This window comes from Martelella sp. NC20 (assembly GCF_013459645.1).
Lineage (GTDB): Bacteria > Pseudomonadota > Alphaproteobacteria > Rhizobiales > Rhizobiaceae > Martelella.
Window position 1 is genome coordinate 2174805 of sequence record NZ_CP054861.1, and the last position, 13752, is coordinate 2188556.

11 protein-coding genes are annotated in these 13752 nt (G+C 63.1%); 10 read left to right on the forward strand and 1 reads right to left on the reverse strand.

The window, feature by feature from the left end:
- Positions 1-18 precede the first annotated feature (18 nt).
- The 10 genes from HQ843_RS10415 (at position 19) to rpsA (ending at position 12452) form a co-directional block, all read left to right on the forward strand.
- Positions 19-774 carry an ABC transporter substrate-binding protein gene (locus HQ843_RS10415; RefSeq protein WP_180898371.1) on the forward strand — a complete coding sequence of 252 codons (756 nt, stop codon included), beginning with the start codon at positions 19-21 and terminating at the stop codon, positions 772-774.
- Complete coding sequence (locus HQ843_RS10420) at positions 767-1768, forward strand: FecCD family ABC transporter permease (protein WP_180898370.1); 1002 nt, start codon at positions 767-769, stop codon at positions 1766-1768. The genes HQ843_RS10415 and HQ843_RS10420 overlap by 8 nt, the downstream gene beginning before the upstream one ends.
- Positions 1765-2541: an ABC transporter ATP-binding protein gene (locus HQ843_RS10425; RefSeq protein ID WP_180902247.1), complete on the forward strand. Its 777-nt coding sequence runs from the start codon at positions 1765-1767 to the stop codon at positions 2539-2541. Before HQ843_RS10420 ends, HQ843_RS10425 begins: the two co-directional genes overlap by 4 nt.
- Before the next feature lie 193 nt (positions 2542-2734).
- Entirely contained in the window at positions 2735-3985 is a 1251-nt protein-coding gene (locus tag HQ843_RS10430) for an aspartate kinase (RefSeq protein WP_180898369.1), read from the forward strand.
- A gap of 77 nt (positions 3986-4062) precedes the next feature.
- A complete protein-coding gene (ptsP, locus tag HQ843_RS10435; protein ID WP_180898368.1) occupies positions 4063-6330 on the forward strand; it encodes a phosphoenolpyruvate--protein phosphotransferase in 2268 nt (755 codons plus the stop codon).
- Positions 6331-6406: 76 nt separating this feature from the next.
- Complete coding sequence (gene prfA, locus HQ843_RS10440) at positions 6407-7489, forward strand: peptide chain release factor 1 (protein ID WP_180898367.1); 1083 nt, start codon at positions 6407-6409, stop codon at positions 7487-7489.
- Between the two features lies 1 nt (position 7490).
- The gene (gene prmC, locus HQ843_RS10445) at positions 7491-8348 is read left to right on the forward strand and encodes a peptide chain release factor N(5)-glutamine methyltransferase (protein WP_246710337.1); all 858 of its coding nucleotides are present in this window, start codon (positions 7491-7493) and stop codon (positions 8346-8348) included.
- A 414-nt stretch (positions 8349-8762) separates the two neighbouring features.
- On the forward strand, positions 8763-9539 hold the full coding sequence (locus tag HQ843_RS10450; protein WP_180898365.1) for a DUF4167 domain-containing protein: 777 nt from the start codon (positions 8763-8765) through the stop codon (positions 9537-9539).
- Positions 9540-9937: 398 nt separating this feature from the next.
- Complete coding sequence (gene cmk / locus HQ843_RS10455) at positions 9938-10576, forward strand: (d)CMP kinase (protein ID WP_180898364.1); 639 nt, start codon at positions 9938-9940, stop codon at positions 10574-10576.
- Positions 10577-10745: 169 nt separating this feature from the next.
- Positions 10746-12452: a 30S ribosomal protein S1 gene (gene rpsA / locus HQ843_RS10460; protein ID WP_180898363.1), complete on the forward strand. Its 1707-nt coding sequence runs from the start codon at positions 10746-10748 to the stop codon at positions 12450-12452.
- A 136-nt stretch (positions 12453-12588) separates the two neighbouring features.
- On the opposite strand, the gene HQ843_RS10465 is transcribed toward rpsA, so the two are convergent.
- Positions 12589-13272, reverse strand: coding sequence for a YoaK family protein (locus tag HQ843_RS10465; protein ID WP_180898362.1), 684 nt, complete (start codon positions 13270-13272; stop codon positions 12589-12591).
- Positions 13273-13752 lie beyond the last annotated feature (480 nt).

Below are 13752 nucleotides of genomic sequence, written 5' to 3' on the forward strand. Positions count from 1 at the left end.
GCCGCGCCGCAACGGGTGGTGTCGATCAATCTGTGCACTGATCAGATGGCGATGCTGGTCGCCGGCGAGGGGCAATTGATATCGGTCTCGATGCTTGCGGCCGATCCCGCCGTGTCGATGATGGCGGAAGAGGCGGCCGGCTACCGGCTGAATGACGGGCTCGCCGAACAGGTTTTCCTGATGAGACCCGATCTGGTGCTTGCCGGCAGCTATTCGACAAGGGCGACGGTCGATCTTTTGAAGCGCCTCGGGATCGCGGTGTCGGAGTTCCAGCCCGCCGCCTCCCTCGATGATGTCCGTCACAATCTGGAACGCCTCGGCGTGCTTCTCGACAGAAAGCCGGCTGCGGACGAACTGATCGCCGGGATGGATGCCGGCCTTGCGGCGCTTGCCGAAACGCCGCCCGGCAAGCGCACGGCCGCGCTCTATTACGCCAATGGCTACACTTCAGGCAAAGACAGTCTTGCCGGCGACATGCTTGCCCGGCTCGGCCTCGTCAACATCGCGTCGGAGGCCGGCGTCGATACGCTCGGCCGGTTGCCGCTGGAACGGCTGATCATGGCCGCGCCGGATGTGATCGTCGGCGGCGATGTCGATTATGACGCCCCGGCACTCGCGCAAGCGGGTTTTACGCATCCCGCGTTCGTGGCCGCCACCGGGCACAGCGACTATGTCAATCTGCCGAGCCGCTATTCGATCTGCGGCGGACCTTTCAATGTCGCGGGGATTGCGCTGCTGGCCGAAGCGCTTGGCGGAGGCGGAGCGGATGAATGAACGCCAGTGCTATTGGCGACTGATGATCGCCCTCGGCATTCTCGTTCTCGTGCTTTTTACCGCCTCCCTCTTGGTCGGGCCGGCCGGCATAGGCTTCGGCCGGAGCATTGCCGGCCTGTTCGGCCGCGACGCGGCATCCGTCGGGCTGATCATGCAGGAGATCCGGCTGCCGCGCGCCATTCTCGGCCTGATGATCGGGGCCACGCTCGGGCTTTCAGGGGCGGTGTTGCAGGGCTATCTGCGCAATCCGCTGGCCGAGCCCGGCCTCCTTGGCGTCTCCGCTTCGGCCTCGCTCGGGGCGGTCATCGCGCTCTATACCGGATTATCGGCGGTGTTCTCGCTGGCGCTGCCGCTACTGGCGCTCGCCTTTGCCTTCGCGTCGGTCCTGCTGGTGCGGTTTCTGGCCGGCGGCGGGGCGCGCAGCCTGACGATCATTCTCGCCGGCGTTGCCGTCACCAGCTTTGCCGGCGCCATGACCTCGCTTGCGCTCAATCTCTCGCCCAATCCCTTTGCCGCGATGGAGATCATGTTCTGGATGCTCGGCTCGCTTGCCGATCGCTCCATGCTGCAGGTGTGGCTGTCGGCGCCGTTCATGCTGGCCGGCTGGGTGCTGTTGTTCCGGTGCGGCAGGGCGCTCGATATGCTGACGCTTGGCCACGAGGCGGCGGCCAGTCTCGGCATGTCGCCCAAGCGCACCGAGCGGATGGTGATCTGGGGCGTTGCGGCAAGCGTGGGCGCGGCAACTTCTGTCTCGGGCGCGATCGGCTTCGTCGGCCTGGTGGTGCCGCATATTCTGAGGCCGCTCGTCGGATCGGTGCCCTCGCGGCTGTTGCCGGCGAGTGCGCTGGGCGGGGCGGCGGTGTTGCTTGCGGCCGATGTCGCGGTGCGGCTGGTGGCGCCGGAGCGCGACCTGAAGATCGGCGTGGTGACGGCGCTGATCGGCGCGCCGTTCTTCCTGTGGCTGATCTACAAGACACGCAGGGAGCTTGTCTGATGTTGCTCAGCGCCGAAAACCTCACTGTCAGGAGAGGCGGCCGCACCCTTGTCGACAGCGTCGATCTTGAGGTTCAGGGCGGCGAGTTCGTCGGCCTGATCGGCCCCAACGGTGCTGGCAAGACGACGCTTCTGAAGGCCTTGACCGGGGTGACGACTGCCTCCGGCGCGGTCTTTCTTCAGGACAGTCCGCTGGAACGGCTGAGCGCGACCGAACGCGCCCGCAAGGTCGCCTTCCTGCCGCAGGATCATGAGATCGCCTGGCCGGTGAAGGTGCGCGAAGTGGTGGCGCTCGGCCGCAAGCCCTGGAGGGAAAGCAGTTGCTTCGGCGATTATGCCGGCGGCCAGATCATCGCCGCGGCGATGGCGCGCATGGGCGTCGAAGGCCTTGCCGATCGCACAGCCGATACGCTTTCCGGCGGCGAGCGCGCCCGCGTTCTGATCGCCCGCGCGCTTGCCCAGACGACCCCGCTGCTGATTGCCGACGAGCCGGTCGCCGGTCTCGATCCCGCCCACCAGATCGGGCTGATGGAGGTGTTCGCCTCGCTCCTGCGCGAGGGCCGTTCGGTGGTCGTGTCGCTGCATGATCTCGGCCTTGCCGCGCGCTGGTGCACGCGGCTGATCATGATGGATGGCGGCGTCGTTGTTGCAGACGGACCGCCCGCGGCGGTGCTGACGGCGGAAAACCTGCGCCGGGTCTATGGCATCGAGGCCTATTTCGGCAAAGCCGATGGCGGTCCGGTGATCATGCCGACCCGGCTTTCGCAAAAATAGCGGTGGCGGCGCGACCGGCGTCCCATTCGTGGCGAAAGCGCCATTGCGCGAAGGCGGCGATTTCGCTAAGAAACCGCAGTTTTCCCGGCTTGCGTCGTCATCTCGCTGTCACGAGCGAGGCCTGGGCGAAAGGCTGTATGGATAAGGCGTTCGGTTTCGAGCGCTTTGGAATTTTGAGTTTGGAAAGTCTTCAATGGCCCGCATCGTCATGAAATTCGGCGGCACGTCTGTCGCCAATATCGAGCGCATTCGCAATGTGGCGCGCCATGTGAAACGGGAAGTCGATGCCGGCCACGAGGTCGCCGTCGTGGTTTCGGCCATGGCCGGCAAAACCAACGAACTGGTCGAGTGGACGCGCGAGGCCTCGCCGATGCACGATGCCCGCGAATATGACGTCGTCGTTTCCTCCGGCGAGCAGGTGACGTCCGGCCTGCTTTCGATCGTGTTGCAGTCGATGGGCGTCAACGCCCGCTCCTGGCAGGGCTGGCAGATACCGATCAGGACCGACGGCACCCATGGCGCCGCCCGGATCGCCGAGATCGACGGCTCGGACATCATCAAGCGCATGGGCGAGGGTCAGGTCGCCGTCTGCGCCGGCTTCCAGGGCATCGGCCCGGACAATCGGGTCGCGACCCTCGGTCGCGGCGGCTCGGATACCTCTGCCGTTGCCATCGCCGCCGCCGTTCATGCCGACCGCTGCGACATCTACACCGATGTCGACGGCGTCTACACCACCGATCCGCGCGTCGAGCCGAAGGCGAAGCGCTTGAAGAAGGTGGCGTTCGAGGAGATGCTGGAAATGGCGTCGCTCGGGGCCAAGGTTCTGCAGGTTCGCTCGGTTGAGCTTGCGATGGTTCACAAGGTGCGCACATTCGTGCGTTCCAGCTTCGAGGCGCCGGATGCGCCGGGCATGGGCGATTTCGACAATCCGCCCGGCACCCTGATTTGCGACGAGGATGAGATTTTGGAACAGGAAGTCGTAACCGGCATCGCGTATGCCAAGGATGAGGCGCAGATTTCGCTGCGCCGCGTGGAAGACCGCCCGGGCGTCGCCGCCGCCATCTTCGGCCCGCTGGCCGAGGCCCATGTCAATGTCGATATGATCGTGCAGAACATCTCGGAAGCGGGCACCCATACCGACATGACCTTCACCGTGCCGGCATCGGACGTCGAGAAGGCCAAGGCGGCGCTTGCCGCCAAGCAATCCGAGATCGGCTATGACGTGATCCAGAGCGAGACGGAACTGGCCAAGATCTCGGTCATCGGTATCGGCATGCGCTCGCATTCCGGCGTTGCCGCGTCCGCCTTCAAGGCGCTGTCGCAGAAGGGCATCAACATCAAGGCGATCACCACCTCCGAGATCAAGATTTCGATCCTGATCGACGGCGCTTATGCGGAACTCGCGGTCAGGACTTTGCATTCCTGCTACGGTCTCGATAAATAGACCCTAAAGAGGCGTCCGGTGAGTCCCGGACGCCCATGGAAACGCACCGCGCTTCCTCCACCGGGGACAGAACTGCGATGAACCACCAAGCATCGAGCCCGCGCATTCTCCTTAAGCGGCTGAGGGAACTGATGGCGGAACCATTGGAGCCGCAGGATCGCCTCGACCGCATCGTCGGCCAGATCGCCGACAACATGGTGGCGGCGGTCTGCTCGGTCTATGTGCTGCGCGCCGACAGCGTGCTCGAACTCTACGCCACGCAGGGCCTGAGGCGCGATGCGGTCCACCTTGCAAGCCTTCGCATGGGACAGGGCCTCGTCGGCACGATCGCGGCTTCTGCCCGGCCGCTGAACCTTTCCGACGCCCAGTCGCACCCCGCCTTCCGCTATCTCCCGGAGACCGGCGAGGAAATCTATCATTCGTTCATGGGCGTGCCGATCCTGCGCGCCGGCCGCACGCTCGGCGTTCTGGTGGTCCAGAACACCGACGAGCATGCCTATAGCGAGGAAGAGGTCGAGGCGCTGCAGACGGCGGCGATGCTGCTTGCCGAGCTGATCGCCTCGGGTGATCTGAAGAAGATCACGCGTCCCGGCATGGAGCTGGACCTCACCCGTTCGGTGTCGCTTTCGGGCGATGCCTATGGCGAGGGCATCGCGCTTGGCCACGCCGTGCTGCACGAGCCGCGCATCGTCATCAGCAATCTCGTCAACGAGGACAGCGATGCCGAGATCGCGCGGCTGCGCGCGGCTGTCGAAAAATTGCGCTTCTCGATCGACGAGCTGTTGCAGCGAAACGACGTGCCCTCGGAGGGCGAGCATCGCGAGGTGCTGGAAACCTACCGCATGTTTGCCCATGACCGCGGCTGGGTTCGCCGTCTGGAAGAGGCGATCACGCTGGGGCTGACGGCCGAGGGCGCGGTCGAGAAGGTGCAGAGCGACACCAAGGCGCGGATGATCCGCCTGACCGATCCGTTCATGCGCGACCGGATGCACGATCTCGACGACCTTGCCAACCGGCTGCTCAGGCAATTGACCGGCGGCAGTATCGACCGCGACGGCGAGGACTTTCCCGATGACGCGATCGTCGTGGCGCGGGTCATGGGCGCTGCCGAACTTCTGGACTATCCGCGCGAAAAACTGCGCGGCCTGGTGCTGGAGGATGGGGCCGCGACCAGCCACGTGATCATCGTCGCGCGCGCCATGGGTATCCCGGTGATCGGCCAGGCCGTCGGCGTTGCCGCCCAGGTCGAAAACGGCGACGCCATCATCGTCGATGGCGATGATGGCGAGGTCCATGTCCGCCCGCTCGATGCGGTGATCATGGCGTATGAGGAAAAGGTCCGCCTTCGCGCCAAGCGCCAGGAACAGTTCCGCGCGCTGCGCGCGGTCGAGCCGGTCTCGGCCGATGGGGTGCGGTTCAAGCTGATGATGAATGCCGGGCTGCTGGTGGACCTGCCGCAGCTCGACGACAGCGGCGCGGAGGGCATCGGGCTGTTTCGCACCGAATTGCAGTTCATGATCGCCTCGCGCATGCCGAAGGCCGCCGAGCAGGAAAGGTTCTACCGCCAGGTACTCGATCATGCCGGCGACCGCGCGGTGACATTCCGCACGCTCGATATCGGCTCCGACAAGATGGTCTCCTTCTTCCGCGCCCAGGAAGAGGAAAACCCGGCCATGGGCTGGCGCGCGATCCGGCTTGCGCTCGACCGGCCCTATCTTCTGCGCATGCAGATGCGCGCGCTGATGAAGGCGACGGCGGGCGAGACCCTGAGGGTCATGGTGCCGATGGTCTCCGAGGTCGGCGAACTGCGCGAGACGCGGGCGCTGATGGCCAAGGAAGTCCAGCATCTCGTCAAATTCGGCCATCAGGTACCGAAAAAGATCGAGCTCGGCGCCATGCTGGAAGTGCCGGCGCTGCTTTACGAGATCGACGAACTGATGGCCGAGGTCGATTTCATCTCGGTCGGGTCCAACGACCTCTATCAGTTCTTCATGGCGATCGACCGCGGCAATGCCCGCGTTTCCGACCGCTACGACACGATCAGCAAGCCGTTTCTGAGGATGCTGCGCGATATCGTGCGCGCGGGCGAGCGCAACAATGTGCCCGTGACGCTGTGCGGCGAATATGCCAGCAAGCCGATTTCCGCGCTGGCGCTGTTTGCGATCGGCTACCGCGCCGTGTCGATGTCGCCGACGGCGATCGGGCCGGTGAAGGCGATGCTGCTCGGGCTCGATATCGGCGCCGTCAGCGCGGAAATCAATACCGCGCTTGACGATCCCGCCAATGGGACTCCTGTGCGGGCATTGCTTGAACGCTTTGCGAACGACCACAATATTCCGCTATAAGCGGCATTCCATTATAAGTGATCGGCGCGAGAGCGCTCCATAAGAAAACGTCCATAACCAGCGGAGTGATCCCGGCGTGGCAAGGCTACCCAAAGACAAGATGCGCGAACTGGAGCGGCGGTTTTCCGAGGTCGAGGCGCGGATGTCCTCAGGACCCGACGCGGAAACCTATGTGAAGCTCGCCTCCGAATATGCCGAGCTCGAGCCGGTGGTGGCCAAGATCCGCGCCTATCAGGCCACTGAGAGCGAACTTGGTGATCTTGAGGCCCTGCTCGCCGACAAGGCGACCGATCGCGAGATGCGCGAACTCGCGGAAATGGAAATGCCCGACCTCGAGGAGCGGATCGAGACGCTGTCGGGCGAAATCCAGCTGCTGCTGCTGCCGCGCGACGCCGCCGATGAAAAGAGCGCGGTGCTCGAAATCCGCGCGGGCACCGGCGGATCGGAGGCCGCCCTTTTCGCCGGCGACCTGTTCCGCATGTATGAGCGCTATGCCAGCGCCCATGGCTGGAAGGTGGAGGTGCTTTCCGCAAGCGAGGGCGATGCCGGCGGCTACAAGGAAATCATCGCCTCGGTCACCGGCAAGGGCGTGTTTTCGCGGCTGAAGTTCGAATCCGGCGTCCACCGCGTCCAGCGCGTGCCCGAGACCGAGGCCGGCGGGCGCATCCATACCTCCGCCGCTACCGTTGCCGTGCTGCCCGAGGCCGAGGATATCGATATCGAGGTGCGCCAGGACGATATCCGCATCGACACGATGCGCGCGTCGGGCGCGGGCGGCCAGCACGTCAACACCACGGACTCGGCGGTGCGCATCACCCACATCCCGACAGGGATCGTGGTCACGAGCTCGGAAAAATCCCAGCACCAGAACCGGGCAAAGGCGATGCAGGTGCTGCGCGCCAGGCTTTATGACATGGAGCGCCAGCGGAAGGACAGCGAGCGGTCCGCCGACCGCAAGAGCCAGGTCGGTTCCGGCGACCGTTCGGAGCGGATCCGCACCTACAATTTCCCGCAGGGGCGCGTTACCGACCACCGCATCAACCTGACACTCTACAAGCTCGATGCCGTGATTGCCGGCGATCTCGATGAGGTCGTGGATGCGCTGGTATCCGATTATCAGGCCGGACAGCTTGCGCTCCTCGGCGGCGAGGCGCACTGAGGTGACGCTTGCCGAACTCTATCGCCAGACCGTCGAAGCCTTCGCGGCGGCCGGGCTCGAAACCCCGCAGGACGATGCCCGCCACCTTGTCAGCGGCGTGCTCGGCCTGTCGCTGACCGAGATGGTGACTGAAGGCGCGCGCGTCATCGACGACGAAGAGATGGCGGCGGTGGCCGAGGCCGTCGCCCGGCGCAAGAACCGTGAGCCGGTCTATCGGATCCTCGGCGCGCGCGAATTCTACGGCCTCGATTTCCTGCTGTCGCCGGACACGCTGGAGCCCCGGCCGGACACGGAAATTCTGGTCGAGCAGTGCCTGCCGTTTCTGAAACGCCGGATCACCGAGGCCGGTCGGGCAAGCTTCGTCGATCTCGGCACCGGAACCGGGGCGATCGCGATCACGCTGCTCAGCCAATGTCGCGAAGCCGAGGGCGTGGCGACGGATATTTCCGAAGGGGCTCTTGAAACGGCGCGCGGGAATGCCTTGATAAACGGCGTTGCCGATCGGCTGCGCCTTCGACAAGGCTCCTGGTTCGACGCAATTACCGGGCGTTTTGACATGATCGTGTCAAATCCGCCTTATATCGTCTCGGATGAGATTGCAGCGCTTCAGCCGGAAGTGCGCGATTTCGACCCGCGAGCAGCCCTCGATGGCGGTGAAAGCGGTCTGGATGCCTATCGGGCGATCGCCGCCGGCGCCGAGGATCATCTCGCCGAAGGCGGGATTGTGGCGCTCGAAATCGGAGCCGAACAGAAGGCGGCGGTTACCGCGGTGTTTGTCGCGGCCGGGTTCAAACTCTTGGTTGCAGAAAAGGACCTCGGGAATAACGACCGCGTCTTGATATTCGTCAGGTCCGGGTGATGTCGCAGACGATCACAGAGGGTTTTCGCGGCGCCGGCGCAGCGCCGATCTAAAGCTTTGAAACTGCGCGGCGTTCCGAATGCGCGAGGATTGCGATTTTCCGACCGGTGCGTCGGTTTTTTTTGAAAACAGCCAAAGAAAGGGCTTGGAATTTCTCCACAAGCGGGCTAGGTTGCAACCACGCAAAAACGGCGACCAAAGGAAACAGCGATTCGTCGCTTGGTCGCGGTCTTGGTTTTTCGTCCGGTGTTGTTTCATTGTGACTTACCTTCTTTTGCGTGATTCAGGTCCTTAAATTCCACGAATGGCAGTGCTGAGATGCCCTGCCGGATGGACTGTGTCGCCGTGTGTTTATGACACCCGCTCGGCAGAGGGCGTAGCTCGACCATAAACAGAAATTCAGGTGAAGTTTTCATGAGGCCAGGACAGCAGAATAAGCGCGGACGCGGGCGCGGCGGCAATAATAATAACAACAATTTCAACCGCAAGGGCGCCAACCCGCTGACCCGGACCTATGACAGTACCGGTCCGGATGTGAAGGTCCGCGGTACCGCCCAGCATGTTGCGGAAAAATACATGGCGCTTGCGCGCGATGCCCATAGTTCCGGCGATCGCGTCATGGCCGAAAACTATCTTCAGCATGCCGAGCACTATAACCGCATCATCTCCGCCGCCCAGGTGCAGATGCAGGATCGCTTCCAGCGCGACGACCGCTCCGAAAACGACGACAATGACGACAATGGCCCGCAGGCCAACGGCAACCAGGCCGACGATCGTGACGACAGCAATGACCGCATCGATCGCAACGACCGTAACGATCGCAACGATCGCAATGACCGGGACCGCAATGACCGGCGCAGCAATCGCCGCCCCGAACAGGCCGTCGATGCCGATGGACCGCAGCCGGTGATAGAGGGTACGCCCGCCGAAGTGCTGGCTGAGGACGCCAATGGCCAGCCGGTCGAAAAATCGCGCCGCCGCTCGGCAACGCCCGCCCGCCCGCGCCGCACCAAGCGCGCTGCCGCCGAGACGACCAGCGACGACAGCGCTGTCGCACCGGAACCGGCCGGGGAGGGTGATGGCCCGAAGAAACCGGCACGCCGCCGCCGCACCCCCAAGGCCGAAGCCGCAGATGACGGGGCCGGGAACAAGCAGGAAGGCCCTGTCATGGCCGACAGCCCCGCGGAATAGGCGATCGACGCTTTCTCGTATTTGTTAAAGAGCCCGGCTGGCAACGGCCGGGCTCAGTTTGTTGACAGACCTGTCCCCACACTCCGCGTCATCCTCGGGCTTGACCCGAGGATCCAGGGCCACACGATGTTCGCTTGCTAAAGAGTCTTCCTCCTCAAGGACTTGAGCAGGATGGATGCTCGGGTCAAGTCCGAGCATGACACGTTTGGGGGCGGCTGACAGAGGCGACAACCTGCACCCGGCTGGCAACGGCCGGGCTTTTTGCTGCGTACCGGCCCGGCTGGAGCGGAGCCGCGTATCGTGGAATCGAAAGCGCCGACCCCTCGACCGGCTGTTGCGGATTTGCCAATCCTTTGCCTTTGTCTTATGACGCTCTCAAGTTTTTGCGGGGCGATTTCATGGCATTGGTGATTGCAATCGACGGGCCGGCTGCGGCCGGCAAGGGGACGCTGGCACGAAAGCTCGCCGCTCATTACGGCCTGCCGCATCTCGATACCGGCCTTACCTATCGCGCCGCCGCCAAGGCCCTGCTCGATGCCGGCAAGCCGCTTGACGACGAGGCGATCGCCGCGGAAATGGCGGGCGGGATCGATCTTGGCGGGCTCGACCGCGCGGTGCTTTCCGCCCACGCGATCGGCGAGGCGGCCTCGAAGATCGCTGCAATGCCTGCCGTGCGCGTGGCTCTCGTGGCCGCCCAGCGTCGGTTCGCCGAGGCCGGCAGCGGCGCGGTGCTGGACGGACGCGATATCGGCACGGTGGTCTGTCCGGACGCGACGGTAAAGCTCTATGTCGCCGCCGATGCCGAATTGCGGGCAAGGCGCCGCTATGACGAGATCGTCGCCTCAGGCGGGACTGCCGATTTTGCCGAGATTTTCGAGGATGTGAAGCGCCGCGACGCGCGCGATATGGGCCGCAAGGACAGTCCGCTGAAACCGGCTGACGATGCGCACTTGCTTGATACGTCCAAAATGGGTATAGAGGCCGCGTTTCAGGCCGCGCGCGCGATTATCGACGCGCAGCTTGACCGGATTAACTGAAATGGGCGGGGTATCCCGCATATTAAAAGGTTTTCAAAGCATCCGCGCGCCGGAATGCTCTTTGCCGAAAGGGAAAGAGGGGTGCTTTGGCAGTCTGATATCAACACCAGCCACCGGCGCATGCGTGCCCGGCTTCCCGAACCGGAAGCGGCACGATCCAGGAGTTTTAATGACTGCACAAACCCCCACGCGCGACGATTTCGCCGCAATGCTCGAAGAATCCTTCGGCGCCAACAATGATCTGGCCGAAGGCTATGTTGCCAAGGGCATCGTTACGGCTATCGAAAAAGACATGGCCATCATCGATGTCGGTCTTAAGGTCGAAGGCCGCGTGCCGCTGAAGGAATTCGGCGCCAAGGGCAAGGACGGCGAACTGAAGCCGGGCGATGAAGTCGAAGTCTATGTCGAGCGTATCGAAAACGCGCTGGGCGAAGCCGTTCTGTCGCGCGAAAAGGCACGCCGCGAGGAATCGTGGATCAAGCTCGAAGCCAAGTTCGAGGCCGGTGAGCGCGTTGAAGGCCTGATCTTCAACCAGGTCAAGGGCGGCTTCACGGTCGACCTCGACGGCGCGATTGCCTTCCTGCCGCGTTCGCAGGTCGATATCCGTCCGATCCGTGACGTGTCGCCGCTGATGCACACGCCGCAGCCGTTCGAAATCCTGAAGATGGACAAGCGCCGCGGCAACATCGTCGTTTCGCGCCGGACCGTTCTGGAAGAAAGCCGTGCGGAACAGCGTTCGGAAATCGTTCAGAACCTCGAAGAGGGCCAGGTTGTCGAGGGTGTCGTCAAGAACATCACCGATTACGGCGCGTTCGTGGATCTCGGCGGCATCGACGGCCTGCTGCACGTCACCGACATGGCATGGCGTCGCGTCAACCACCCGACCGAGCTTCTGACCATCGGCCAGAACGTCAAGGTCCAGATCATCCGCATCAACCAGGAAACCCATCGTATTTCGCTGGGCATGAAGCAGCTTGAAGCTGACCCGTGGGATGGCATTTCGGCCAAGTATCCGGAAGGCAAGAAGATTTCTGGTACCGTCACGAACATCACCGATTACGGCGCGTTCGTCGAGCTGGAGCCGGGCATCGAAGGCCTGATCCATATCTCGGAAATGTCCTGGACCAAGAAGAACGTACACCCCGGCAAGATCCTGTCGACCACGCAGGACGTCGATGTCGTCGTTCTCGAAGTCGATCCGGCCAAGCGTCGTATTTCTCTCGGCCTCAAGCAGACGCTTGAAAATCCGTGGGAAGCCTTCTCCTTCTCCAATCCGTCCGGCACGGAAGTTGAAGGCGAGATCAAGAACAAGACCGAATTCGGCCTGTTCATCGGTCTCGAAGGCGATGTCGACGGCATGGTTCACCTGTCCGATCTCGACTGGAACCGTCCGGGCGAGCAGGTCATCGAGGAATACAACAAGGGCGATATCGTCAAGGCTGTGGTTCTCGATGTTGATATCGAAAAGGAGCGTATCTCGCTCGGTATCAAGCAGCTCGGCAAGGACTCGCTGACGGAAGCTGCCGCTTCCGGCGATCTGCGCAAGGGTGCGGTGGTTTCCTGCGAAGTCATCGGCACCAATGACGGCGGCGTTGAAGTGAAGCTCGTCAACCATGACGACATCACCGCCTTCATCCGCCGTGCGGACCTCGCCCGTGACCGTGACGATCAGCGCCCCGAGCGTTTTTCGGCCGGCCAGGTCTTCGATGCCCGCGTCACCAACTTCTCCAAGCGCGACCGCAAGGTCATGCTCTCCATCAAGGCGCTGGAAATCGCCGAGGAGAAGGAAGCCGTGGCACAGTTCGGTTCGTCCGACTCGGGCGCCTCGCTTGGCGATATTCTCGGTGCGGCTCTGAAAAACCGCGACGACCAGTAGGCTTTTCTTGCCTCACGAATAGAAAAACCGCCGGGTGCAGCGCGCCCGGCGGTTTTTTTTGTTTGCGCCCGTCCGGCCTTCGTTCCCGATTTCAACCAGGCCATTCGCCGCCGCGGCCCGGTATCCGCAGGCTCAGTCAGGTCGCCGGTTTCTCGGCCTTGTCCTCCAGCCAGTATGCGTAGAACGCCAGCATGATGATGACCGGCGGCGCAAGGAAGCAGAACCGGCCGAACAGGCGGTATGCGAGGGCTGCGAGCGCGCAGCCGAGCGCGAACAGGAAAAGCGCGGGCACCAGCCGCTTCAGCCGGCGTTTCAGCGGCTTCCTGTCCGCCGTGCGTTCGAAAATCAGGTCGGCAAGGTCCAGCATGATCTGCGTCGTCGTGCCCGTCATCAGCGTGGACGGCGGAAGATCGGGAAGATGCACCCGATGCACGGCGTTCTGTATCGCCATCGCGACGACAAGGGTCATACCGATGATGATTTCGCCGGGACTGCTTGCTGCCAGGGACAGCAGGAATGCCAGTATGGCAGCCGCCAGGAACAGGGTGAACTGAAGGATCAGAAGCACCGGAACGACCCGGTGGTCATGCTTTCCAAGCCAGTGCGCGAAATAGCGCGCCGCCATTACCGAAACGCAGAACACCGGCAAGGCAAGCGCCTTTGCCAGGAGCCCGCCAGTGCCCGTCGCGATGGCAGCGCCCAGCGTCACGAAGTTGCCGGTGACATGGGCGGTGAAAAGCCCGTGCAGGGCAACGAAGCCCATCGTATCGACATAGCCCCCATTGAGGCTGAGAGCCGAGGCAAGCAGGGAACGCGACATACACCATCTCCGCCCGGAACATGACCTGTTCACGATGCGCCGATCCGTAACGGACGCATCGGCGGCGAACAGCAACCGCGCCTATGCGCGTCCAATCCGCGCGCTTGAACGCAAACACGTTAGCGGGGAAGCGTAAATAGATGGTTATGCTGATGCCGGCTGCAGAAAGGCCAGGCACGCCACGATCGTCTGTGTCGTGGAGATCATGCAACGACGCTGGATGGTCGGCGAGGCGATCATCCATGTGCTCGACGGGAGCAGCGTGACTACGATGGTCGAAAAGCCATGGGCCTTCGCGTCGTCCGACCAGGTCCGGTGGGTTTCGCAAATGGAACGAGATGCCCTCAATGCCGGCGCCACCCTGCAGGGTTTACGGGCAAGTTTATTTTATGCCCTGCCAAATTCAAACCGTACCCCAAAATATGATCCGTCACCCCGCAGTGAAAGTCGCCCTTCATTGAGGGTTGGCATTCTGCTTCC